The sequence below is a fragment of the Rhodococcus spelaei genome (assembly GCF_006704125.1).
Taxonomy (GTDB): domain Bacteria; phylum Actinomycetota; class Actinomycetes; order Mycobacteriales; family Mycobacteriaceae; genus Rhodococcus_G; species Rhodococcus_G spelaei.
The window spans coordinates 1-24,377 of sequence record NZ_VIGH01000010.1; the positions used below are offsets into that span (position 1 = coordinate 1).

23 protein-coding genes are annotated in these 24,377 nt (G+C 68.1%); 1 reads left to right on the forward strand and 22 read right to left on the reverse strand.

What is annotated here, in order from left to right:
• Positions 1-496: 496 nt before the first annotated feature.
• Positions 497-1,759: a UDP-N-acetylglucosamine 1-carboxyvinyltransferase gene (gene murA / locus FK531_RS19795; protein ID WP_142102523.1), complete on the reverse strand. Its 1,263-nt coding sequence runs from the start codon at positions 1,757-1,759 to the stop codon at positions 497-499.
• Between the two features lie 46 nt (positions 1,760-1,805).
• Between murA and FK531_RS19800 the strand changes: the two genes are divergently transcribed.
• Entirely contained in the window at positions 1,806-2,399 is a 594-nt protein-coding gene (locus tag FK531_RS19800; RefSeq protein WP_142102525.1) for a cob(I)yrinic acid a,c-diamide adenosyltransferase, read from the forward strand.
• A gap of 92 nt (positions 2,400-2,491) precedes the next feature.
• Here the strand turns inward: FK531_RS19800 and FK531_RS19805 are convergent, their stop codons facing one another.
• From FK531_RS19805 to argS, 21 genes are all read right to left on the reverse strand, one after another.
• A complete protein-coding gene (locus FK531_RS19805; protein ID WP_142102527.1) occupies positions 2,492-2,926 on the reverse strand; it encodes a DUF2550 domain-containing protein in 435 nt (144 codons plus the stop codon).
• Between the two features lie 41 nt (positions 2,927-2,967).
• Positions 2,968-3,336 carry a F0F1 ATP synthase subunit epsilon gene (locus FK531_RS19810; RefSeq protein WP_142102529.1) on the reverse strand — a complete coding sequence of 123 codons (369 nt, stop codon included), beginning with the start codon at positions 3,334-3,336 and terminating at the stop codon, positions 2,968-2,970.
• Between the two features lie 6 nt (positions 3,337-3,342).
• A complete protein-coding gene (gene atpD / locus FK531_RS19815) occupies positions 3,343-4,791 on the reverse strand; it encodes a F0F1 ATP synthase subunit beta (protein ID WP_142102531.1) in 1,449 nt (482 codons plus the stop codon).
• 3 nt (positions 4,792-4,794) lie between these two features.
• The gene (locus tag FK531_RS19820; protein WP_142102533.1) at positions 4,795-5,766 is read right to left on the reverse strand and encodes a F0F1 ATP synthase subunit gamma; all 972 of its coding nucleotides are present in this window, start codon (positions 5,764-5,766) and stop codon (positions 4,795-4,797) included.
• A gap of 49 nt (positions 5,767-5,815) precedes the next feature.
• On the reverse strand, positions 5,816-7,459 hold the full coding sequence (atpA, locus tag FK531_RS19825) for a F0F1 ATP synthase subunit alpha (protein ID WP_142102535.1): 1,644 nt from the start codon (positions 7,457-7,459) through the stop codon (positions 5,816-5,818).
• A gap of 76 nt (positions 7,460-7,535) precedes the next feature.
• A complete protein-coding gene (locus tag FK531_RS19830) occupies positions 7,536-8,360 on the reverse strand; it encodes a F0F1 ATP synthase subunit delta (RefSeq protein WP_142102537.1) in 825 nt (274 codons plus the stop codon).
• Between the two features lie 5 nt (positions 8,361-8,365).
• Entirely contained in the window at positions 8,366-8,926 is a 561-nt protein-coding gene (locus tag FK531_RS19835) for a F0F1 ATP synthase subunit B (RefSeq protein WP_142102539.1), read from the reverse strand.
• 7 nt (positions 8,927-8,933) lie between these two features.
• Positions 8,934-9,182, reverse strand: coding sequence for an ATP synthase F0 subunit C (locus FK531_RS19840; RefSeq protein ID WP_072846400.1), 249 nt, complete (start codon positions 9,180-9,182; stop codon positions 8,934-8,936).
• Between the two features lie 99 nt (positions 9,183-9,281).
• Complete coding sequence (atpB, locus tag FK531_RS19845; protein ID WP_494338135.1) at positions 9,282-10,100, reverse strand: F0F1 ATP synthase subunit A; 819 nt, start codon at positions 10,098-10,100, stop codon at positions 9,282-9,284.
• 323 nt (positions 10,101-10,423) lie between these two features.
• A complete protein-coding gene (locus FK531_RS19850; RefSeq protein ID WP_142102543.1) occupies positions 10,424-10,900 on the reverse strand; it encodes a Cg1360 family ATP-synthase-associated protein in 477 nt (158 codons plus the stop codon).
• 2 nt (positions 10,901-10,902) lie between these two features.
• On the reverse strand, positions 10,903-12,108 hold the full coding sequence (locus FK531_RS19855; RefSeq protein ID WP_181763047.1) for a glycosyltransferase family 4 protein: 1,206 nt from the start codon (positions 12,106-12,108) through the stop codon (positions 10,903-10,905).
• A gap of 58 nt (positions 12,109-12,166) precedes the next feature.
• The gene (locus tag FK531_RS19860) at positions 12,167-12,835 is read right to left on the reverse strand and encodes an L-threonylcarbamoyladenylate synthase (protein WP_142102545.1); all 669 of its coding nucleotides are present in this window, start codon (positions 12,833-12,835) and stop codon (positions 12,167-12,169) included.
• A gap of 46 nt (positions 12,836-12,881) precedes the next feature.
• Positions 12,882-13,781, reverse strand: a complete 900-nt coding sequence (gene prmC / locus FK531_RS19865) for a peptide chain release factor N(5)-glutamine methyltransferase (RefSeq protein ID WP_142102547.1) — start codon at positions 13,779-13,781, stop codon at positions 12,882-12,884.
• A 100-nt stretch (positions 13,782-13,881) separates the two neighbouring features.
• A complete protein-coding gene (gene prfA, locus FK531_RS19870) occupies positions 13,882-14,961 on the reverse strand; it encodes a peptide chain release factor 1 (RefSeq protein WP_142102549.1) in 1,080 nt (359 codons plus the stop codon).
• 138 nt (positions 14,962-15,099) lie between these two features.
• Positions 15,100-15,333 carry a 50S ribosomal protein L31 gene (rpmE, locus tag FK531_RS19875; RefSeq protein ID WP_142102551.1) on the reverse strand — a complete coding sequence of 78 codons (234 nt, stop codon included), beginning with the start codon at positions 15,331-15,333 and terminating at the stop codon, positions 15,100-15,102.
• Positions 15,334-15,537: 204 nt separating this feature from the next.
• On the reverse strand, positions 15,538-17,520 hold the full coding sequence (gene rho, locus FK531_RS19880) for a transcription termination factor Rho (protein ID WP_142102553.1): 1,983 nt from the start codon (positions 17,518-17,520) through the stop codon (positions 15,538-15,540).
• A gap of 365 nt (positions 17,521-17,885) precedes the next feature.
• Positions 17,886-18,818: a homoserine kinase gene (thrB, locus tag FK531_RS19885; RefSeq protein ID WP_142102556.1), complete on the reverse strand. Its 933-nt coding sequence runs from the start codon at positions 18,816-18,818 to the stop codon at positions 17,886-17,888.
• A gap of 31 nt (positions 18,819-18,849) precedes the next feature.
• On the reverse strand, positions 18,850-19,938 hold the full coding sequence (gene thrC / locus FK531_RS19890) for a threonine synthase (RefSeq protein ID WP_142102558.1): 1,089 nt from the start codon (positions 19,936-19,938) through the stop codon (positions 18,850-18,852).
• A complete protein-coding gene (locus tag FK531_RS19895; RefSeq protein WP_142102559.1) occupies positions 19,931-21,244 on the reverse strand; it encodes a homoserine dehydrogenase in 1,314 nt (437 codons plus the stop codon). Before FK531_RS19895 ends, thrC begins: the two co-directional genes overlap by 8 nt.
• Positions 21,237-22,664 carry a diaminopimelate decarboxylase gene (lysA, locus tag FK531_RS19900; RefSeq protein WP_142102561.1) on the reverse strand — a complete coding sequence of 476 codons (1,428 nt, stop codon included), beginning with the start codon at positions 22,662-22,664 and terminating at the stop codon, positions 21,237-21,239. The genes FK531_RS19895 and lysA overlap by 8 nt, the downstream gene beginning before the upstream one ends.
• Complete coding sequence (gene argS / locus FK531_RS19905) at positions 22,661-24,313, reverse strand: arginine--tRNA ligase (protein WP_142102562.1); 1,653 nt, start codon at positions 24,311-24,313, stop codon at positions 22,661-22,663. The genes lysA and argS overlap by 4 nt, the downstream gene beginning before the upstream one ends.
• Positions 24,314-24,377: the final 64 nt, after the last annotated feature.

Sequence of the window (24,377 nt, forward strand, 5' to 3'; positions counted from 1 at the left end):
AATGAGACGGTCAGCAATACCCACCCCACAAAAGCGGGGTGGAGTACCAAAAACATTTGGCACTGACATTCATCGGCACACTGTTGAGTTCTCAAAGAACACGCACACACCATCAATTCCGAGCCATGCTCGGCCTCTCCGGGGCAACTGTTCCAGCTTACCCCAGCAAGTCATCGGGCGCAAACCCGGGGTGACTGGCTGGGAAATTCAGGCGCCTTCGTCCAACCTCGTGTCCCGCGCCTCTCGGCCGGGTCGGTGTCCGTGTCGCTCTGACTCGACAAAAGTTACGCGGCGATGAACGCGGAGGCAAATCGCCTGGTCGGCGCCGGGTGCCGCAAACATAATTGCAGGTAGAGCGCTATGAGGCCGCCTCCGAATCATCACCATTTCCAATTTTCATTCATTGTGACGCCGGACACCCATGCTCTGGGGCCCGGAAACGAGCAAAGGGCACCCCGCTCCGAGGAGCGGGATGCCCTTGACGATCAGACCGGATTCAGCCGGCCGCCGGCACACGCACGATGTCGCCACCGAGCTCGGTCAGGTTCTCCACGAAGCGCGGATATCCCCGATCGATGTGGAACACGTCGTGCACCTCCGTTGTCCCGTCCGCGACCAGGCCCGCGAGCACCAGACCCGCGCCGGCCCGGATGTCCGACGACCACACCGGCGCACTCGACAACTGGGCGATCCCCCGCACCACCGCATGGTGTCCGTCCGTCCTCGCATCTGCACCGAGGCGGATCATCTCCTCGACGAACCGGAACCGCGCCTCGAAGACGTTCTCGGTGATCATCGATGTTCCGTCCGCGACGGCAGCCAGCCCGATCGCCATCGGCTGCAGGTCGGTCGGGAATCCGGGGAACGGCAGGGTCGCGAAGTTGACCGCGACCGGACGCGACGCCTGCACCACTCGGAAGCCGTCCGCCTCGGTGGTGATCTGCGATCCCGCCGCCCGGAGCTTGTCCAGCACCAGGGACAGGTGCTTCGGGTTCACACCGCGCACCGTCACGTCCCCGCGCGTCATCGCCGCCGCGATCCCCCAGGTGGCCGCGACGATCCGGTCCCCGATCACCCGGTGCGTGGTCGGGCGCAGGCTCTTCACGCCGCGGATCGTCAGGGTCGACGAACCCGCACCCTCGATCTGGGCGCCCATCCGGACCAGCATGTTGCACAGGTCGACGATGTCGGGTTCGCGAGCGGCGTTGTCGATCACCGTCTCCCCCTTGGCCAGCACCGCCGCCATCAGGATGTTCTCGGTCGCCCCCACTGACGGGAAGGCGAGACGGATGCTCGCACCGTGCAGATCGTCGGCGTCGGCTACTACGCACCCGTGCTGGATCTCGCTCCGTGCTCCGAGCAACTCGAGGCCCGACTGGTGCATGTCGAGCGGCCGCGATCCGATCGCATCCCCGCCGGGCAGCGCGACGACCGCGCGTTTGCACCTGGCCACCAGTGGTCCGAGGACGCACACCGAGGCACGGAACTGGGTCACGGCGGGAAAGTCTGCGTGGTACTTGGGCTCGGCAGGGGTCGTGATCCGAACCTCGTCATCGACGAGTTCGACCTCGCAGCCCAGCCCGCGCAGCACCTCGGCCATCAGCGGCACGTCCAGGATGTCCGGGCAGTTCGTGATGGTGCTCGTGCCCTCGGCCAACAGCGCTGCCGCCATCAGCTTGAGGACACTGTTCTTCGCGCCACCGACCGAGACCTCACCCGTCAGCCGGTTACCGCCGGTGACAAGAAAGCGTTCACTCACAGTCGCACAGCCTAGCCGCGGACGACGCGACGGTAGCGTGACACCCATGGCAGTCCACTTGACCCGCATCTACACCCGTACCGGCGACGACGGCACGACCGGATTGAGCGACTTCTCGCGAGTGTCCAAGAACGACCCGCGGCTGATCGCGTATGCGGACTGCGACGAGGCGAACGCGGCCATCGGCGTCGCGCTCGCGATGGGGCAGCCCGACGAAGCGATCACGGCGGTGCTCCGCCAGGTGCAGAACGACCTGTTCGACGCGGGCGCGGACCTCTCGACTCCCGTCGTCACGGATCCGAAGTATCCACCGTTGCGGGTCCTGCCGTCGTACGTCGACCGTCTCGAGGGGTGGTGCGACGAGTTCAACGAGAATCTCGCGCCGCTGGGCTCGTTCATCCTGCCCGGTGGCACCCCGCTCGGCGCTCTGCTGCACGTGGCACGCACTGTCACGCGCCGCGCGGAGCGGTCGGCGTGGGCCGCGGTGGAGGCGAGCCCGGCGGACACCGGCGTCCTGCCCGCGAAGTACCTCAACCGGCTCTCGGACCTGCTGTTCATCCTCGGCCGGCTGGCCAACCCGGACGGCGACGTGCTGTGGCGTCCCGGTGCCGGCGGCGATGCGAGCGCTCCCGGGAACTGAACGGCCCCGCCTACTCACCTACTCCGCCAACTGAAGCCGGAAACGAGAAGAACCCCGACCGCAAAGAGGTCGGGGTTCACTTGTGTGCAGCGTCAGGCCGGACGGCCGCGCATCGAACGACCGGACGGTCGCGATTCCACCCAGGACAGGAACGCGGTCAGCGCGCCGCGGTCGAGGGCGAACTCGTAGCTCTGGTCGCCGTCGTGCACGGCGACGACGACGATGTCGTCCGTCATGATGTCGAACTCGGTGTCGCGCGGAGACCGACGCTCGCCGAGCTCGATCCCCTGACGCGAGATCCGGGAGTCGGGGCCCGGGCGGAGGCTGGAGAGCTTGAAGAACACCAGGGATTCCTCGCCGTAGCGAATGATTCCGTGCCGCCACCCCTGACCCTCGCCGGTCGGCGTCGCCCGCATGATCGCCGCGGTCCCGCCGCGGCGCAGTACCGACAACCGGTACACGAAAGCCGCGACGAGGGCCGCGAGCAGCACAACCAGAATGAAGAGAACGATCACTCCAGCTGTCACTACTCGTCGGCCTACCCGTCGCGGCTTCTCGTGTGTACCTGTCAGGCCCGCTCGACCGCGCGCAGCTGACCCTTGGCGATCGCGATCGCCTCGTCCTCTGCGGTGGTGTCGGCGAGCACTGCCTTGGCGGCGTCGACGTCGATGTCGCTTGCGAAGTCCGCGGACTCGGCAAGGACGGTCACCGACGTGCCGGTCACGGAGAGGAAACCACCGTGCACCGCGGCGACGACACGCTCGCCGTCCGTGGTGGTGATGGCCACGACACCCGCATCGACCAGCTGACCGAGGACCGGCTCATGTCCGTACATGATGCCGATCTCGCCCTCGGTGGTCTGGGCGCTGACGAGCGTCGCCGTGCCCGACCACAGCCGCCGCTCTACGGCGACGAGCTCAACGGTCATCTCAGCCATGGTCGACTACTTCCCCGCGATCTTGGCGGCAGCGGCCTCGACGTCGTCGAGTCCACCGCAGCTGTTGAACGCCTGCTCGGGCAGGTGGTCGAACTCGCCCTTGCAGACGCGGTCGAAGGCCTCGATGGTGTCGCGCAGCGGCACCACCGAACCGGCCTCACCGGTGAACTTCTCGGCGACGATGAAGTTCTGACCGAGGAACTTCTGGATACGGCGTGCGCGGCCGACGAGGATCTTGTCCTCTTCCTGCAGCTCGTCCATACCGAGGATTGCGATGATGTCCTGCAGTTCCTTGTACTTCTGCAGGATCCGCTTGACCTCGTTGGCGACGCGGAAGTGCTCCGCGCCGACGATGCCGGGCTCGAGGATGCGCGAGGTCGACGTCAGCGGGTCCACAGCGGGGTAGATACCCATCTGCGAAATCGGACGCGAGAGCTCGGTGGTCGCATCGAGGTGCGCGAACGTGGTCGCCGGCGCCGGGTCGGTGTAGTCGTCGGCGGGGACGTAGATCGCCTGCAGCGAGGTGATCGAGCGGCCACGGGTCGAGGTGATGCGCTCCTGGAGCTCACCCATCTCGTCCGCCAGCGTCGGCTGGTAACCCACGGCGGAGGGCATACGACCGAGCAGGGTCGAGACCTCGGAACCGGCCTGGGTGAAGCGGAAGATGTTGTCGATGAAGAGCAGCACGTCCTGGTTCTGCACATCGCGGAAGTACTCCGCCATGGTCAGCGCCGACAGGGCGACGCGCATACGCGTTCCCGGCGGCTCGTCCATCTGACCGAAGACAAGGGCGGTGTCCTGGAGGACGCCCATCTCTTCCATCTCGAGGTGGAGGTCGGTGCCCTCACGGGTGCGCTCACCGACGCCCGCGAACACCGAGGTTCCGGAGAACTCACGGGCGATACGGGTGATCATCTCCTGGATCAGAACGGTCTTGCCGACGCCGGCGCCACCGAACAGACCGATCTTGCCGCCCTTGACGTACGGGGTCAGCAGGTCGATGACCTTGATGCCGGTCTCGAGGATCTCGGTCTTGCCCTCGAGCTGATCGAAGGCGGGGGGCTTGCGGTGGATGCCCCACTGCTCGCCGTCGCGACCGAGGCCCGGGGTGTCGAGGCAGTCACCGAGGGCGTTGAAGACGTGGCCCTTGACGACGTCGCCGACGGGAACCGAGATCGGCTTGCCGGAGTCGACGACCGCGGTGCCGCGCACCAGGCCGTCGGTCGGCTGCATCGAGATGGTGCGCACCAGGTTGTCGCCCAGGTGCTGCGCGACCTCGAGGGTCAGGGTCTTCGCGACGGTCGGCAGAGTGACCTCTGCGTTCAGTGCGTTGAACAGGGCGGGAACGGCGCCACGCGGGAACTCAACGTCCACAACGGGACCGATGACCCGCACGACGCGGCCGGCCGTGGCGGCCGCACCGTTCGCGTTGGTTTGGGTTACTGCTGCGGTCATGTGCTAGTCACTTCCTGCGCTCGAGGCGAGCGCATTCGCGCCACCGACGATCTCGCTGATTTCCTGGGTGATCTGGGCCTGGCGCACCTGGTTGGCCTGACGGCTCAGGGTGTTCACCAGCTCGTTTGCGTTGTCCGTCGCCGCCTTCATGGCGGTACGGCGCGAAGCCGACTCCGATGCCGCAGCTTCCAGCAGCGAGGAGTAGATCCGGGTGTTGATGTACTTCGGCAGCAGTGCCGACAGCAGCGTCCCGGCCTCCGGCTCGAAGTCGTACTGGGCCGTCGGCACAGCACCGTTCGAGTCGGAGAGCATGTCGTCGCCCAACTCGAAGTTCTCGTCCTGGTAGGCCACCTCGAGCGGAGCCATCCGACGGACCTCCGGCGACTGCGTCAGCATCGACACGAACTTCGTGTAGACGATGTGCAGTTCGTCGACGCCCTCGATGGTGCCCTCGCCGTTGTACGTGGGCACCTCGTTGCCGGACCCGGCCATGAACAGCTCCACCAGGTGCCGGCTCGCCCGCGCGGCGTCCGCGTAACCGGGGTCCTGGGAGAACCCGGTCCACGAACCCTTGAGGTCCCGGTCACGGAAGGTGTAGTACGTCAGGCCCTTCGCACCGAGCACGTACAGCACCGGCTCCTTGCCCTCGCTGCGCAGCAGCGCGAACAGCTCCTCGGCCTCCTTGAGGACGTTGGAGTTGTAGCCACCACACATGCCGCGGTCACTGGTGACCACGAGCACGGCGGCACGCTTCGGGTTCGGGCGCTCGTTGAGGAGCGGATGGTCGAGTGACCCCGAGGCGCTCGCCAGCGCGGAGAGCACCTTGGTGATCTCCTCGGCGTACGGCTTGGAGGCCGCAACCCGAATCTGCGCCTTGGTGATGCGGGAGGTGGCGATCAGCTCCTGCGCCTTGGTGATCTTCTTGGTCGAGTTGACTGACTTGATACGTGAGCGCAGTTCGCGCAGGCTTGCCATCTACTCAGTCACACTCCCTTCCCACGAGAATCCGTCACGGCCGTCACGCTCACTTGCTGACGTGCTTGCGAGTGACGGAAACCTGCTCCTGGCTGACCTCGTCGGCACCGAGCGCGGTCGCCTCGGCCTCGTTGACGACGCGGCTGCCGTCGGAGGCGAGGAAGCCCTGCTTGAACTTGTCGGTCGCCGCAATGAGGGCCGCGGTCGAGTCGGCGTCGAGGGCCTTGCCGCCCTTGATCGACTCGTAGACACCGGCAGCGTTGCGGTGCAGGTCCTCGAGCAGCTCGGACTCGAAGCGACGGACGTCGCCGACGGGCACGGAGTCGAAGACACCTTCGCCGGCGAGGTAGATCGAGATGATCTGGTCCTCGACTGCGATCGGGCTGTACTGGTCCTGCTTGAGCAGCTCGACCAGACGCTGGCCACGCTCGAGCTGGGCCTTCGAGGCGTCGTCCAGGTCGGAGGCGAAGGCCGAGAAGGCCTCGAGCTCACGGAACTGGGCGAGCTCCAGACGCAGCGAACCGGAGACCTTCTTCATGCCCTTGGTCTGCGCGGCGCCACCGACTCGGGAAACCGAGATACCGACGTTGATCGCGGGGCGGATGCCCTTGTTGAACAGGTCGGACTCGAGGAACACCTGACCGTCGGTGATGGAGATGACGTTGGTCGGGATGTACGCGGAGACGTCGTTGGCCTTCGTCTCGATGATCGGCAGCGCGGTGAGCGAGCCGCCACCGAGGGCGTCGGACAGCTTCGCCGAGCGCTCCAGCAGACGGGAGTGCAGGTAGAAGACGTCACCGGGGTAGGCCTCGCGTCCCGGCGGGCGACGCAGCAGCAGAGAGATGGCGCGGTACGCCTCGGCCTGCTTGGTCAGGTCGTCGAACACGATGAGGACGTGCTTGCCCTGGTACATCCAGTGCTGGCCGATGGCCGAGCCGGTGTACGGGGCGAGCCACTTGAAGCCGGCCGAATCGGAGGCCGGGGCGGCGACGATGGTGGTGTACTCCATCGCGCCCTGCTCCTCGAGCGCCTGCTTGACGCCGGCGATGGTGGAGCCCTTCTGGCCGATCGCGACGTAGATGCAGCGAACCTGCTGCTTCGGGTCGCCGGTCGCCCAGTTCGCCTTCTGGTTCAGGATGGCGTCGACGCAGACCGCGGTCTTGCCGGTCTTGCGGTCGCCGATCACCAGCTGGCGCTGGCCACGGCCGATCGGGGTCATCGCGTCGATGGCCTTGATGCCGGTCTGCAGCGGCTCCTCGACCGGCTGACGCTCCAGCACGGTCGCGGCCTGCAGCTCGAGGGCACGGTTCTCGGTGCTCTCGATGTCGCCGAGGCCGTCGATGGGCTGGCCCAGCGGGTTCACGACGCGGCCGAGGAAGCCGTCGCCGACAGGCACGGACAGCACGTCGCCGGTCCGCTTGACCTGCTGGCCCTCTTCGATGTGCTCGTAGTCACCCAGGATGACAGCACCGATCTCGGTGGCGTCGAGGTTCAACGCCACGCCGAGGACGCCGCCGGGGAACTCCAGCAGCTCGTTGGCCATCGCCGAAGGCAGGCCGGTGACGTGCGCAATGCCGTCACTGGTGTCGGACACCGCTCCGACCTCCTCGCGGGAGGCCTCCGGGGAGTAGCTCGCGGTGTAGTTCTCAATCGCGCTACGGATCTCGTCGGAGGAGATCGTCAGCTCCGCCATGTTCTTCCTGCTCTCGGTATCTGGTCTTCGAAATGAATCTGGAGGTTGGGTGCTGCGGGGCGGCGTTGTCGCCGGGCTACTTGAGGGTCTTGCGCAGCGACGCGAGTCGTCCCGCGGCGCTACCGTCGATGACCTCGTCACCCACGCGAACCACGAGGCCACTGAGGAGCTCGGGGTCGACCTCCACGTGCACCGTGACCGGCTTGCCGTAGGTCCGGCTCAGGGTCGCGGAGAGCCGCTCCACCTGGGCATCCGACAGTGCCGAGGCGCTGCGCACATGTGCGACCGCCTTGTCCCGCCGGGCCGCAGCCAGTTCCGACAGCTCGTTGAACGCATCCGCCGGAGCGGTGTTCAGCCGGCCGACAGCCTGGTTGGACAACGCTTCGGTGACCGCCGTGACCTTGCCGTACAGCAGCTTGGACAGCAGCTCGCGCTTGGCGGAACTCGGCCGGGCGCGGTCCGAAAGGGCCTGCTCGAGCTCGGAGTTGCCGGCCACGATGCGGCCGAGCCGGAACAGCTCGTCCTCGACGGTGTCGAGCTGGTTCTGGTCGTCGGCTGCGCGCAGCAGCGACTCCCGGCCCAGCAGCACCAGCGAGTTGCGCAGGTCCGCGGAGCTCGACCAGTCCTGGCCTGCCGCAGCCTTCAGCGTCGCAAGAGTCTCAGCCGAAACCTTGGCCGAGAACACCTGCTCGGCCAGCGCCTCCCGAACGGCCGCGGGGGCCGAGGGGTCGGCCAACGCGGCGCGGAGCGTGCGCTGGCCGTCGAGAACCTCGACCGCCGTGAACAGCTCGGCGCCGGTCTGTGCCGCAGCCGCGGTTGCCGCGCCGGCCGAGACTCCGGCCAACGCCGATTCCAGGGCGCTCCTCGTCTGAGTGAGCGCCTCACGGCTTGCTGCGTACATGGTGCTCACTTCCCTGCTGCGGAGTCAGCGCTGACGGCGTCCAGTTCACCGAGGAAACGGTCGATCGTGCCTGCCCGCTTCACGTCGTCGGCGAGGGACTCACCGATGACCTTCTCGGCGAGGTCGACCGCGGTGCGGCCGAGATCGCTGCGGAGTTCGGCGACGATCTGCTGACGCTGTGCGGCGAGCTGGCTGCTGCCTGCCGCCACGATGCGGTCGCTTTCCTCCTGGGCCTGCACCTTCATCTCGGAGATGATCTGCTGACCCTGGGTGCGGGCATCCTCGCGGATGGCCGCGGCCTCGGTGCGAGCCTCGGCGAGCTGGGCGCGGTACTGCTCCAGCGTCTCCTTGGCCTCGGCCTGGGCCTCCTCGGCACGCTTGATGCCGCCTTCGATCTGGTCGGAGCGATCGGCCAGCACCTGCTGGAACTTCGGAAGTATGTACTTCCAGAAGACGAAGCCGATGACGATGACACAGACCGCCGACCACACGATGTCGTAGGTCTCGGGGACGAGAGGGTTGATGCTCTCCCCCTCCGAGGCCGCGATCACTGCAATGTTCGACATGGCGAGATCAGAAAATGAAGCCGGCGACAAGGCCGATCAGCGCGAGGGCCTCGGTGAACGCGATACCGAGGAACATGTTGGTCCGGATCTGGCCGGCCAGCTCGGGCTGACGAGCGATGCCCTCGATGGCCTTACCGACGACGATGCCCACGCCGATGCCGGGGCCGATGGCGGCGAGACCGTAACCGATGGCGCCGTAGCCCTTACCCGTGGTGGTCTGCTCGACGGCGGCCTGTGCCAGGTACGAGAGGCTCATGTGGTGTTCCGTTCCCTTTCTGTTGCCCACCGCCGGGGATTGGCGGGAGGGTCAGTTTGTGTGGTGCGTAGTGCGGTCTGTGCGGGCCTGATCTTCAGATCAGTGCGAGTCGGCGTGGAGCGCCAGGTCGATGTACACGGCGGTCAGCAGGGCGAAGACGTACGCCTGCAGGAAGATCACCAGCAACTCGAAGAGGGTGAATCCGAAGCCGGCTGCCAGCGAGAACACACCGAAGACCTTCATTCCGGCAGCTGCCTCGAAGAAGAAGAACTGGGTGGCGCTGAAGAACAGCACGAGCATGATGTGGCCGGCCAGCATGTTGGCCATGAGACGGACGGTCAGCGTGAACGGCCGGAGGATGAACGTCGAGATGAACTCGATCGGGATCAGCAGGACGTGCAGCGCGATCGGAACGTCCGGCACGACGATGCTGCTCTTCACGTACTTGAAGAAGCCGTACTTCTTGATTCCGACGTAGTTGAACGTGATGTACGCCAGTGCCGCGAGCACGATCGGCATGCCGACGCGCGCGTTCGACGAAATGTTCAGGAACGGGATCACGCTCGAGAAGTTCAGGAACAGAACCGTGAAGAAGATCGTGGTCAGCACGGGCAGGAAGCGCTTGCCCTGCTCCTTGCCGAGCACCTCGTCGGCGATCTGATCCTTGACGAAGCCGAGGCCGATCTCCGCGACGTTCTGCGCGCCGCGCGGAATCAGCTTCGGGCTGCGCATCGCGAGGGCGAAGAACGCGAGCAGGACGACCGTCATCAGGATGCGGATGAGCATCAGTCGGTCGAGCTCGAATGGGGTGCCCTCGAACAGCACAGCGGGAGGGAAGAAGTCTGCAAGTGACGGCGGATGGAACTCCGCGGCCAGGGTGGTGACGCTCAGCGGTCTCTCCCGTAGTCGTGGCCGCAGGCGGCATCGCCTGCGGTTCGATCGGACATTGACGATCTAACAAGTCGACATGGTCGGCTCGCGTATTCGTCAGCTGCTGTGAGCCACCCGATGAGGGCCCTGCGTCTGTCGGTGTCGGCGGACTGTCGTCGACTCGGCATCCCCGTGCGGTCCAGTTTCGGCCATGCGAAACTGTCGATCGGAGCTACCTGCGCGGTTGCCGGGCGATGCTCTCTGTCTGATTCGCGTCGTTCCGGCGCTCGCGTGGCCCTGACCCTACCAATACAACTACGACGTTGTGTAGACGGGGGTCCCTGCTCAACAAATTACGACGATTCGTAGTACTACTGGCCGTCGGCCTTCTGGTCGTCGGCCGGACCCTCCGACGGAGCAGGCTGGACGTACGGAACCTTGACCCGCAGCAGCCCGTAGGTCTCCGCACCGAGCACGATGACCAGCGCCAGCACCATGACGATGACCAGCGCACCCTTGCTGTAGAAGTCCATGCCCTTGAGGATCCCGAGTACCAGGACCGCGAGGATCATCTTGAGCAACCAACTGCCCAGCAGCACCGCACCCGACGTGGCGGGCGGCAACTTCTCGGTGAACAGCACGGCCAACGCGGTGCACAGGATGAATCCGCCGCCGACCGCGACACCGATCAGCGCGCCCCACAATCCGGACAACCCGGCGACCGCGGCCGCAATCGCCGACCCGACGACCGCGAGGGCGATCAGCCCGACGACTCCATAGCGCACGGCGGCACGAAGCGGCGCGGACTGATCGGGCACGGGTTCTGGTGAGAAGGTCACGGTCCGCAAGCCTACCGACGACCGTCGCCGCTGCGCCCGCGGACCTGCTGGACGCGCAGGGAGGGGACCGCGGTGACGACCAGCGCGAACACCAACCCGCCCGCGACCAGCAGCACCACCAGCCGTCGGTCCAGCAGCGCCGTCCCGACCGCTCCGAAGGCGAGCACTCCGACCCACAAGTAGATGAGCAGCACCACGCGTCGGTGCGAGTGACCGATCTCGAGCAGCCGGTGGTGCAGGTGCATCTTGTCGGGGGCGAAGGGACTGCGCCCGGCCATGGTCCGGCGCACCACCGCGAGCAGCAGGTCGAGGATCGGGATGAACATCACCGCGCCGACCAGCAGCAGCGGAGACAGCAGTCCGAGCATGTCGCGGGATCCGTACGCGTTGAGCGGGATCCGACCCGACGCGCTCGTCGAGATCGCGGCGAGCATCAGACCGATCAGCATCGACCCCGAGTCCCCCATGAAGATCCGGGCGGGCTGGAAGTTGTGCGGCAGGAACCCGAGACAGGCACCGGCGAGTGCGGCGGCGAGCATGGCGGGCGGGTAGGCGCTGACGTCGCCGCCCTGCTCGTGCAGAAGTCCGACCGAGAACACGCAGATCGCAACGGACGCGATCAGCCCGAGGCCGGCCGCCAGTCCGTCGAGGCCGTCGACGAAGTTCATCGCGTTGATCATCACCACCGCGACGAGCACGGTGAACAGGCCGCCCTGTAGCTGGTCGAGCACCACGGTGGTGCCGCCCCCGAACGGGACGTACAGCACGAGCCAGCTCACGCCCATCACGACCATCACCCCTGCCGCGGTGACCTGGCCGACGAACTTGGTGAGCGCGTCGAGGCCCCAGCGATCGTCGACGACGCCGACCACGACGATCACGAGGCCGGCGATCAGTGCCGCCGGAATGTCCTTGGTGTGGTACTCGAATCCCCTGGTCAGCGCCGGCAGTTGCTGCGCGAACAGGAGTGCGGCGACGAACCCCAGGTACATCCCGATGCCGCCGAGGCGCGGGGTCGGTTCGACGTGCACGTCACGGTCGCGGGGTACCGCCACCGCCCCGAACTTGATCGCGAACAACCGCACCCCGCCGGTCGCCAGGAAGGTGACGACCGCCGCGGTGAACAGGACCAGCAGGAGCTCCCGCAACGGCACGCCCGCGCCGCGACTCACCTGAGCGTCCGAGGCCGCGAGAAGCGCGGCGTGGGCAGCGATCACGTCGCTGACGGTACCGGCGTCGTGCCGGCCTCTCCGTCGATCGCCATCCCTGCACTCGTCATCCCTGCGCTCCGCCCCCGAGCAGGCTCTCGGCCGTCACCCCGAGCACCTCGGCGACCGCAGCGGCCGGGACCGCCCCCTCCCGGAGGATGCGCGGCTGATCGGCGGTCAGGTCCACGATCGTGGACGCTACGGCGTGATCGGCGGGACCGCCGTCGAGGTAGACGCTCGCCGCGCCACCGAGCTGGTCCCGCGCCTCCTCCACCGTGGTCGCCGGCGGCTGGCCCGAGATGTTGGCGCTGGAGACGGCGAGCGGGCCGACCTCACGGAGCAGCTCGAGCGCGACCGGGTGCAAAGGCATGCGCAGCATCACGGTCCCCCGGGTGTCACCGAGGTCCCAGGCGAGCGAAGGTGCCTGCTGCACAACCAGACTCAGTCCACCGGGCCAGAAGGCACGGATCAGCTCGCGCGCCTGCGGACGGACCGTGAACACCAGTCCGTCGATCGTGTTCCAGGAGCCGACCAGGACCGGTACCGGCATGTCCCGCCCGCGCCCCTTGGCGCGCAGCAGGCTCGTGACGGCCTCACCGTCGAAGGCGTTGGCGGCCAGTCCGTACAGCGTGTCGGTGGGGACGACCACCAGGCGTCCGGCCTTGAGTGCGTTGGTGGCGGCCGAGATTCCCGCCGCGCGCGTATCGGGTTCTCCGCAGTCGTAGACAATGCTCACCCCGCCATCCTTTCACCCTGGCGATTCCGATCGCTGCGCAGGCACCTCAAGCGCGACGCGCCGCCTCGGCCTCGGTGGCGACCCGTCGAGCCACCACGAAGCGCGGCTTGCCCGCGAGGTCGGGGTGTTCGGCAACCTCGCCGAACACCCGACGTTCGCGGAGCAACGCGGCGACCTGGCCACCGTTCGTGTCGTCGTGTTCGATCGCCAGCGCGCCGCCGATCTTCAGCCAGCGGGCGATGTTCGACACCATCGGGGTGATGACGGACAGGCCGTCCGGTCCGCCGAACAGTGCGACCGCCGGATCGTGTTCGGCGACCTCGCGGTCGAGTTCGGCTCCCTCCGGGATGTAGGGCGGGTTCGACACCACCAGGTCGACCCGGCCCTCGAGGTCCGTGAGCAGAGCCCGGTCGGTGACGTCGCCCTGGTACAGGGTTATCGCGGTGTCGCCGTCGAGGGCACGCGTGTCGGCATTGCGACGGGCCCACGACAACGCCTTCGGGTCGAGTTCGACCGCGTGGACGTCGGCGTCGGGGCGAGCGTGCGCGACGGCGAGGGCGAGGGCTCCGGACCCGGTGCACAGGTCCAGTACGACCGGCGGTCGGGCGGGGCAGTCTTCGAGCACCGCGATCGCCCAGGCGAGCAGCAGTTCGGTCTCGGGGCGCGGCACGAACACCCCGGGTCCCACCTCGACGTCGATCTCACCCATCGAGGAGACGCCGGTGATGTGCTGCAGCGGGATTCGCTGGGCCCGCCGCGCGACCAACCCGCGGTAGGTCTCGATGACCTCGGGATCCACGAGCGGCACGAGGCCGAGCCGGGTGCGCTCCACGCCGACCACGTGGGCGGCGAGCAGTTCGGCGTCCGTACGCGGGCTGTTCACACCGGCCTCCTCGAGAAGACGGGTAGCTTCGAGGATCGCTAGGCGCAGCGGTTGTCGGCTCACGCCGTTCAGCCTGCCACGCGCCGCCGACACAGTTGCCGCGACGCGGCGGCAACGCCGGTGTGCCGTCGGCTACTCGGACCCGGCGCGAGCTCGCAGAGGCTCACTCGGCTGCGAGGCGCGCCTCGCGGTCGGACTTGCCGAGCGCGTCGAGCAGGGCGTCCATGTCCCCGTCCAACACCGCGTCGAGGTTGTGCGCCTTGAACCCGATCCGGTGATCGGTGATCCGGTTCTCGGGGAAGTTGTAGGTGCGGATGCGCTCCGAGCGGTCCACGGTGCGCACCTGACTCTGCCGTCCGGCCGAGGCCTCGGCGTCCGCAGCCTCCTCCGCCGCCGCCTGCAGCCGCGCCGCGAGCACCTGCATCGCACGGGCCTTGTTCTGCAGCTGCGACCGCTCGTTCTGACAGGTGACGACGATGCCGGTGGGCAGGTGCGTGATCCGCACGGCGGAGTCGGTGGTGTTGACTCCCTGACCGCCCTTGCCGGACGAGCGGTACACGTCGATGCGCAGATCGGTCTCGTCGATCTGCACCTCCTCGACCTCCTCGGGCTCGGGGTAGATCAGCACCCCGGCCGCGGAGGTGTGCACGCGGCCCTGCGACTCGGTCACCGGCACGCGCTGCACGCGATGCACGCCGCCCTCGAACTTCAGCCGCGCCCACACGCCGTCGCGGACGTCGCCCTTCGACTTGATCGAGATGGTCGCGTCCTTGTATCCACCGAGGTCCGAGATGGTGGCGTCGAGAACCTCGACCCGCCAACCGTGCCGCTCCGCGTAGCGCACGTACATCCGGGCCAGATCGGACGCGAACAGGGCCGACTCCTCGCCGCCCTCCCCCGACTTCACCTCGAGCACCACGTCGTCGCCGTCGTGCGGGTCGCGCGGTGCGAGCAGATCGGTCAGTGCGACGTCCAGTTCGGCCACCACGGCCTCGAGGTCGGGCAGTTCGGCGGCGAAGCTCGCGTCGTCGGCAGCCAGTTCACGCGCGGCCTCGAGGTCCTCCTGCGCGGACTGCAGCTTGGTGTAGGTCGCCATGATCGGCGCGAGCTCGGCGAACCGCTTGCCGACCCTGCGCGCGGCGGCGGGGTCGTTGTGCAGCGCCGGGTCGGACAGCTGGAGTTCGAGGCCGGCGTGCTCGGCCAGGATGTCGTCGATCGCCGACGGCTGGGTGGTGCCCGCCATGGTGTGCTCCCTACGCGGTGCGGTGGCCGGGGCGAGGCCCGTCCTGATCTGTAGTAACGGGATTCAGCCCGCTGGGAAAGGTACAAAAAAGCCGACGCCCGGCCTGCAAGGAACACAGGACGGGCGTCGGCGGTACAGCTAGCTGTCGGCGTCGGCCTTCTTGCCGGCGCGCTTGCCGTAACGAGCCTCGAAGCGGGCAACGCGTCCGCCGGTGTCGAGGATCTTCTGCTTGCCGGTGTAGAACGGGTGGCACTGCGAGCAGACCTCGACGTTGATCCGTCCGGACTCCTTGGTGCTGTGGGTCTCGAACGTGTTCCCGCAACCGCAGACGACGGTGGTCGCCACGTACGTGGGGTGAATTCCTGCCTTCATGGTGTCCCTTTCAGTGGTCGCCGGGTCGCCTTCGACTGTCGAAGCCGTGAACCGGAACCGGACATGGTTGTACTTGCACGCGGCGAATGCCTGATGCGCGATGTTTCATTCTGCCAGAGGCCTCGCACGTTCTCCTAAACGACCCCGGGCCGGGTTCTGTTCCCGCGAAGGAACAGGCCCGGCCCGAGATCGTGAGGATGCCGACTAGTCGTTGTCGCCCATCGCACCCGGTGCGGTCTTGGAGACCTCCATCAGGAACTCGACATTGCTCTTCGACTTCTTGAGTCGATTGACGAGGAGGTCGATGGCCTGGTGGGTATCGAGTGCCGAGAGCACGCGGCGCAGCTTGTGCACGACCGCGAACTCGTCCGGACTCATCAACAGTTCGTCCTTGCGGGTGCTGGACATGTTGACGTCGACCGCGGGGAACACCCGACGCTCGGCGATCTTGCGGTCGAGCTTGAGCTCCGCATTGCCGGTGCCCTTGAACTCCTCGAAGATCACGGTGTCGCCGGTGGAGCCGGTCTCGACCAGCGCGGAGGCGATGATCGTGAGCGAGCCACCGTTCTCGATGTTGCGCGCAGCACCGAGGAAGCGCTTCGGCGGGTACAGAGCGGTCGAGTCGACGCCGCCGGAGAGGATGCGTCCCGACGCGGGCGACGAGTTGTTGTACGCGCGTCCCAGTCGAGTGATCGAGTCCAGCAGGACCACCACGTCCCGACCGTTCTCGACCAACCGCTTGGCCCGCTCGATCGCGAGCTCGGCAACCGAGGTGTGGTCTGACGGCGGGCGGTCGAAGGTCGAGGCGATGACCTCACCCTTCACCGAGCGCTGCATGTCGGTGACCTCTTCCGGTCGCTCGTCGACCAGAACCACCATCAGGTAGCACTCGGGATTGTTGGTGGCGATCGCGTTCGCGATGTCCTGAATCACCGTCGTCTTACCCGCCTTCGGGGGCGAGACGATCAACGCGCGCTGACCCTTACCGATCGGCATGACCAGATCGATGACGCGGGTGGAGATGATGTTCGGCGTCGTCTCGAGCCGCAGCCGCTGGTTGGGGTACAGCGGAGTGAGCTTGCCGAACTCGGGGCGACGCTTGGCCGCCTCGATGTCGCCGCCGTTGACGGTGTCGATGCGCACCAGCGGGTTGAACTTCTGACGCTGGTTGCCTGCGCCGGCCGACTCGCCCTCGCGGGGCACCCGGACCGCGCCGGTGATGGCGTCGCCGCGACGAAGGCCGTTCTTGCGGATCAGGTTCATCGACACGTAGACGTCGTTCGGGCCGGCCAGGTAGCCGGAGGTCCGCACGAAGGCGTAGTTGTCGAGGACGTCGAGGATGCCGGCGACCGGCTGCAGGACGTCGTCCTCGCGGATCTCCGGCTCGCGCTCGTTGCCGCCGCCCTCGCCGCGGTCACGTCCACGACGACGCTCGCGGAACCGACGGCCGCGACGGCCGCGGCCGTCGCCCTCGTCCTCGCTGCGGTTGTCGCGACCCTCGCCGCGCGGACCGTTGTTCCCCTGGTTGCGGTCGCCCTGGTTACGGTCACCCTGGTTGCGGTCACCCTGGTTGCGGTCCCGGCGATTGCGGTCACCGCCCTGTTCCTGGCGACCCTGTTCCTGGCGACCGCCCTGACGCTCGGTGGTCTGCTCGCCGGCCGGCGCGGCGGTCTCCGCCTGCTCGACGGAGCCCGCGGCCCGGGTTGCGCCGCGACGCTGCCTGCCGCGACGACCGGACTGCTCACCGTCACCGGACTGCTCCGAATCGGTACGGGTCTGGTCGGCCGCGGGACGGCTCGCCTCGGCTTCGGCCGGCGCGGATGCCGGTTGCGCAGTGCGGGTCTCGGCGACGGGCGTGGTCGCTGCCGGCGCGACGGTAGCGGGCGCCTGGGCCTTCGGCGCCTTGCTCGGCGCCGCGGCACCGCCGCCCTGACGCTCCTTGATGGCGGCGATCAGGTCGCCCTTGCGCATACCGGAAGTGCCCTTGATACCCAGCTCGCCGGCGAGTCCGCGCAGCTCGGCGAGGACCATGCCGGACAGTCCGGAGCCGCGGCGCGCATCGGCACGCTTGGTCGCGGCAGCAACGGCCGGAGCCGAGTCTGAAGATTGTGAACCGCTGACCTGGCTCGTCGCGGTGGAAACCGCAGTATCGAGTACAGGAGTGGCGATCAGGTCCGTATCGGTCACGGAGATCCTTTCCTTCCCTCGCTCGCGCGGCGCAAAGTCGAGGGTTCGTCCCGCAGCTCAATGGATGAACTCGGATGTGCCGGACATGTTTCGAGAATGTCGGGCCGTCCACCCCACGTGGCCTGACAAGCAGGAACGTTCCGAAACCGACACCGCAGAAGTTTCGCGAGAGGTTCGGGCCAGGAACTGATACTCCGAGGATCGACGCTTCCGCGATACGGAAGCTCCGGAATTCTGGAGTGATTGCCCTGGTAGAGCACCGGCGACTGACACGCACGATGGGCGGACGCCCTCAGGATAGCCGTGAACCCGGTTCGCGGCAAGAACCGACCCCCCGGTGTGCCGCGCACCACCCGCGACCGACGTCAGCTGACCTGCACGCCGTCCGCCACCGCGAGATCGAGCACCGTCAGACCCTCTGACTCCGCAGCTCGGCGCAGCGACTCCGGGAACGGCTCGGTGGTCAGAGCCAGCACGGTCGGGCCCGCACCGGACACGACCGCCGCGATGCCGTGCTCACGCAGCGTGGCGATCCACCGGCTGGTGACCGGAAGTGCCGGGGCGCGTTGACTCTGGTGCAAACGGTCCTCGGTCGCCGCCATCAACAGGTCCGGCCGAGCGGTCAACGCGACCACCGCGAGTGCACCCCTGCTGACGTTGAAGGCCGCGTCGGCGTGCGGGACCACCGCGGGCAGCAGCCCCCGGGTGTGGGCCGTCGACGACCGCTCGGAGGGAACCAGCACGACGACCCGGATGTCGGGGTGCACGGCCAGGCGCACCGCCGAGAACGCGCGCGGGCCGTCAGCCGTCTCGGGGTCCTCACTCCAGGACACCACCGCTCCCCCGAGCACGCTCGCGGAGGCATTGTCCGGGTGCCCCTCGAACTCGGACGACAGCTGCACCAGCTGCGCCGCGGTCAACGTCAGAGCCGGATCGAGAAGGGCCACCAGACCGTTCGCTGCAGCCAGTCCCCCGACCGCCGCAGATGCGGACGAGCCCAGGCCACGCGAATGTGGAATCACGTTGCGGCACACCACGTCCAGGCCGCCCGCCCAGACCCCGGCGGCCTCGAGTCCACGCTCGATCGCCCGCACCACGAGATGGGCGGGTCCCCACGGCACGTCGTCGGCGCCCTCACCCTCGACCCGAACGGTCAGCCCGGCCGCGGTGGTGGTGACCGTGATCTCGTCGTAGAGACCCAGCGCCATACCCAGCGTGTCGAACCCGGGACCGAGGTTCGCGGTCGACGCGGGCACCCGTGCCGTCACCGTGAGCCCGGTCGGCAAGGTCTGGGTCATGGCGCTCTCCGCGATCCTCGAACTGACCAACTCAGACCAGCTCGAGCGCAGCGGCGACCGCAACCGGGTCAACCGGAATGGGCTGCACCGCAGGCATTCCCGCCAGCGCCGTGTCGGGGTCCTTGAGGCCGTTGCCGGTCACCGTGCACACCACGGTCTGACCGGCGTCCAGCCAGCCCTCCTTGTGGGCGGCGAGCAGGCCGGCCACCGAGGCCGCCGATGCGGGCTCGACGAACACGCCCTCGGTGCGGGCGATCAGCCGGTACGCCGCGAGGATCTCCTCGTCGGTGGCGGCACGGAAGACGCCGTTCGACTCCTCCTTGGCCGCGACGGCGCCGTCCCACGACGCGGGCGAACCGATCCGGATGGCGGTCGCGATGGTCTCGGGATCCTTGACCGGCGCGCCGTGCACCAGCGGTGCGGCGCCCGCGGCCTGCACGCCGAGCATCCGCGGACGGACCGACGTGATGCCGTCGGCGTAGTACTCCGAGTAGCCCCGCCAGTACGCGGTGATGTTGCCGGCGTTGCCGACCGGGAGGGCGTGGATGTCGGGGGCCTTGCCGAGGGCGTCACAGATCTCGAAGGCCGCGGTCTTCTGACCCTCGATACGGACCGGGTTCACGGAGTTGACCAGGCCGATGGTCGGGAACTCCGCGGTGGTCTTGCGGGCCAGTTCGAGGCAGTCGTCGAAGTTGCCCTCGACCTGAATGATCTTCGCGCCGTGCATGACCGCCTGGGCGAGCTTGCCCATCGCGATCTTGCCCTGCGGCACCAGCACCGCGCAGGACATGCCCGCGACGGCTGCGTAGGCGGCCGCGGACGCGGACGTGTTGCCGGTCGACGCGCACAGCACGGCCTTCTGTCCACGCGCGAGCGCGTCGGTGACGGCCATCGTCATCCCGCGGTCCTTGAACGACCCGGTCGGGTTGAGGCCCTCGACCTTGAGGTGGACCTCACAGCCGGTCAGCTCCGACAGGTGGGCGGCGGGCAGCAGCGGGGTACCACCCTCGCGGAGGGTGATCGTCTTCCAGTCGGCACCGATGGCGAGCCGGTCCCGGTACGCCTCGATCAACCCTGGCCAGGGCTTGTGGACGGGCGTGTGCTGGCGAGGGCTATTCACTGGAACCTTCCAATCGGAGAACGCTGGTGACTGCGGTGACGAAGTCGAGTTTGGCTAGGGCGGCAACGGTTTCCGAGAGGTCCTCGTCGCGCGCCCAGTGGGTGACGACGATCAGCCGGGCGCCGTCGCCGGCCCCCTCCTGCCGCACCGTGGAGATGCTGACGTCATGCTTGGCGAACTCCGCGGCGACCGCCGAGAGCACCCCGGCACGATCTGCGACCTCCATGTTGACGTAGTAGCGCGTGGGGATGTCGCCGATGGGCGCGATCGCGAGGTCCGCGTACTTCGACTCGCGCGGTCCACGTCCGCCGTGCACCTTGTTGCGGGCGGCCATCACGAGATCGCCCATCACCGCGGACGCGGTGGGCGCGCCGCCCGCGCCCTGGCCGTAGAACATCAGCCGGCCCGCGGCCTCGGCCTCGACGACGACCGCGTTGAACGCGCCGTTGACGGAGGCCAGCGGGTGCTCGAGCGGCACCAGCGCCGGGTAGACGCGGGCCGAGATCCGCTCCTCGCCGGCCTCGTCGGTGAGGCGTTCGCAGATCGAGAGCAGCTTGACCGTGCAGTCGAGCGACTTCGCGGCCTCGAGGTCCGCGGAGGTGATCTTCGAGATCCCCTCGCGGTACACGTCGGCTGCGGTGACCCGGGTGTGGAACGCGATGGACGCCAGGATCGCGGCCTTCGCGGCGGCGTCGAAGCCCTCGACGTCAGCGGTCGGATCGGCCTCGGCGTAGCCGAGTCGGCCGGCCTCGGCGAGGGTGTCGGCGTAGTCGGCGCCGGTCTCGTCCATCGCCGACAGGATGAAGTTGGTGGTGCCGTTGACGATTCCCGCGACCTTGTTGACGCGGTCACCGGCGAGCGACTGGGTCAGCGGCCGGATCACGGGGATCGCGCCGGCGACGGCCGCCTCGAAGTACAGGTCGGCCCCCTCCTTCTCGGCGGCCTCGGCGAGCTCGCCGGTGTAGTCGGCCAGCAGCGCCTTGTTCGCCGTCACCACCGACTTACCCGAATTGAGCGCGGCCAGAATGAGCTTGCGGGGCACCTCGATGCCGCCGATCACCTCGACGACGACGTCCACGTCGTCGCGCGCGACCAGCGAGTCGGCGTCGGTGGTCAGCAAGTCCGCGGGAACCCCCCGGTCGCCCTCGATCCGGCGCACCGCGATACCGCGGAGCACCAGCGGCGCACCGATCCGGGACTCGAGGTCGCGGGCGTGCTCGCGCACGATCCGGACGACCTCACTGCCCACGTTGCCGAGGCCGAGGACCGCCACACCAATGGGGGCGGCACCGTTCGGTTCAGTCATCTTGCTGTACCTCCAAGCTGAGCAGATCTTCCACTGTTTCCCTGCGCAGGACGAGTCGGGACTCGCCGCCCCTGACCGCAACGACGGCGGGGCGGGTCAGCAGGTTGTAGCGGCTGGACATCGAGTAGCAGTATGCGCCAGTGGCCGCGACCGCGAGCAGGTCTCCGGCCCCGACGTCTTCGGGCATCCAGGCGTCCCGGATGACGATGTCACCGCTCTCGCAGTGCTTTCCCACCACGCGCGCAACGACGGCTTCTGCCTCGCTGGTCCGGGAGACCAGCCGGCAATCGTACTCGGCCTGATAGAGCGACGTCCGGATGTTGTCGCTCATTCCGCCGTCGACGCTCACGTAGCGCCGAGTTGCGTTGCCGTCCAAGCCGACATCCTTGACGGTGCCGACCTCGTACAGCGTCACCGTGCCCGGGCCGGCGATCGCCCGGCCGGGCTCGACCATGAGGGTCGGCGCGGGCAGTCCGGCGGCCGCGGACTCGGTCGCGACGATGTGGGCGAGCTTGGCGGCGAGGTCGTCGACCAGCGGCGGGTCGTCGCTCTCCAGGTAGGAGATGCCCAGTCCGCCACCGAGGTCGACGATCGAGACCTGCTCGGTCCGGTCCGGGCCGAACTCGTCGACGATCTCGCGGAGCAGACCGATGACCCGGTGCGCGGCCAGTTCGAAGCCGTCGACCTCGAAGATCTGCGATCCGATGTGACTGTGCAGTCCGACGAGACGCAGGTGCTCGGCGGCGAAGACCTTCCGCACGGCGTCCATCGCGGCGCCGCCGGAGAGGGAGAAGCCGAACTTCTGGTCCTCGTGGGCGGTCGCGATGAACTCGTGGGTGTGCGCCTCCACGCCGACCGTGACCCGGATCAGGACGTCCTGCACCACACCGGCTTCGCGGGCGGTCGCGTCGAGCCGGTCGATCTCCTGCATCGAGTCGAGCACCACGTGCCCGACTCCCGCAGTGACTGCAGAGCGCAGTTCGGCGAGGGACTTGTTGTTGCCGTGCATGGTGATTCGCTCGGCCGGGAACCCCGCGTGCAGCGCCACCGCCAGCTCGCCGCCGGACGCCACGTCCATCGACAGTCCCTCGTCCGCCACCCAGCGGGCGATCTCGACGGACAGGAATGCCTTGGACGCGTAGTGCACCCGCTCGGCGGACCCGAAGGCACGCGCCATGTCCCGGCAACGGGACCGGAAGTCGTCCTCGTCGATCACGAACAGCGGGGTGCCGTACTGCTCGGCCAGCGCCGTGACCGGCACGCCCGCCAGGCGCACCACACCGTCGTCGCCACGGGTGGCCCCGCGCGGCCACACGGCCGCCGGCAGTGCCGTCAGTTCGGCGGGCGTCGCGGGTCGCGACGGCAGTCCGGGGGCGTGCTGGATGTCCGCGTGCCGCGGTCCGGCCGGGTGCGCGCTCACATCCGCTCCGGTGCGCTGACGCCGAGCAGGCCGAGCCCGTTGGCGAGCGTCTGACGGGCCGCCCCGCACAACGCGAGCCGCGCGGTGTGCAGGTCGCCTGCCTGCTCGTCGCCCTGCGGCAGAACCCGGCACTCGGAGTAGAAGCGGTGGTAGGCGCCTGCGAGCTCCTCGAGGTAGCGCGCGATGCGGTGCGGCTCACGCAGGTCGGCGGCCGCGGTCACCACCTTCGGGAAGTCGCCGATCGTGCGGATGAGCTCGCCCTCCCGCTCGTGGGTCAACAATTCCAGCTTCGGATTGTCGGTGACGAGGCCGAGTTCCGCGGCGTTCCGGCCCAACGAGGCCAACCGGGCGTGGGCGTACTGCACGTAGTAGACGGGATTCTCACTGGTGGTGCTCGCCCACAGTTCGAGATCGATGTCGAGGCTCGAGTCCACCGACGACCGGATCATCGCGTACCGGGCCGCGTCGACGCCGATCGCCTCGACGAGATCGTCGAGGGTGATCACGGTGCCGGCGCGCTTGCTCATCTTCACCGCGACACCGTCGCGCACCAGGTTGACCATCTGACCGATCAGGACCTCGACGGTGGCCGGGTCGTCGCCGAACGCGGCGGCAGCGGCCTTGAGCCTCCCGATGTAGCCGTGGTGGTCGGCGCCGAGCATGTAGATGCACAGGTCGAAGCCGCGCGAGCGCTTGTCCTGGAAGTAGGCGATGTCGCCGGCGATGTAGGCGGCGTTGCCGTCGGACTTGATGACGACGCGGTCCTTGTCGTCACCGAAGTCGGTGCTCTTGAGCCACCAGGCGCCGTCCTCCTCGTAGAGGTTCCCGCTGGCCTTGAGCGTGGCAACCGCGTTCTCCACCGCCCCGGACTCGAACAGCGAGTTCTCGTGGAAGTAGACGTCGAAGTCGGTGCCGAACTCGTGCAGAGTCCGCTTGATGTGGTCGAACATCAGCGCGACGCCGACCGCACGGAAGGCCTCCTGCTGGTCCGTCTCCGTCAGGTCGAGCGCGTCGGGACGCTGCCTCAGGACCTCCGCGGCGATGTCGGCGATGTACGCGCCCGCATACCCGTCCTCGGGGGCCGGCTCGCCCTTGGCCGCGGCGATCAACGAGCGGGCGAACCGGTCGATCTGAGCGCCGTGGTCGTTGAAGTAGTACTCGCGCGTCACCTCGGCACCCTGGGCGGCCAGGATCCGGCCGAGGGCGTCGCCGACCGCGGCCCAGCGGGTGCCGCCGAGGTGGATCGGGCCCGTCGGGTTCGCGGAGACGAACTCGAGGTTGATCCGGGTACCGGCCTTCGTCGCCGAGCTTCCGTAGCCCTGACCTGCGGCGATCGCCTTCGCGACGATGGCGCCCTGTGCCGCCGCGGCGAGCCGGATGTTGAGGAATCCCGGTCCGGCGACCTCCGCGGTCTCGATGCCGTCCGTCGCGGTCAGCGCATCGGCCAGCCAGGTCGCGAACTCACGCGGGTTGACGCCTGCCTTCTTGCCGACCTGCATGGCGACGTTGCTGGCGTAGTCCCCGTGTTCGGGGTTACGCGGGCGCTCGACAGTCAGGGTCGCGGGCAGCACGCTCGCGTCGAGGTCGCGGTCGGTGAGGACCTTCGCGGCAGTGACACGAAGGAGTTCGGCAAGGTCGGCGGGAGTCACAGGTATCTATCCTATGGTCTGGCCGTTCAAAGCCTGCGCTCAGGCACGGAACGTAGAGTGGGTT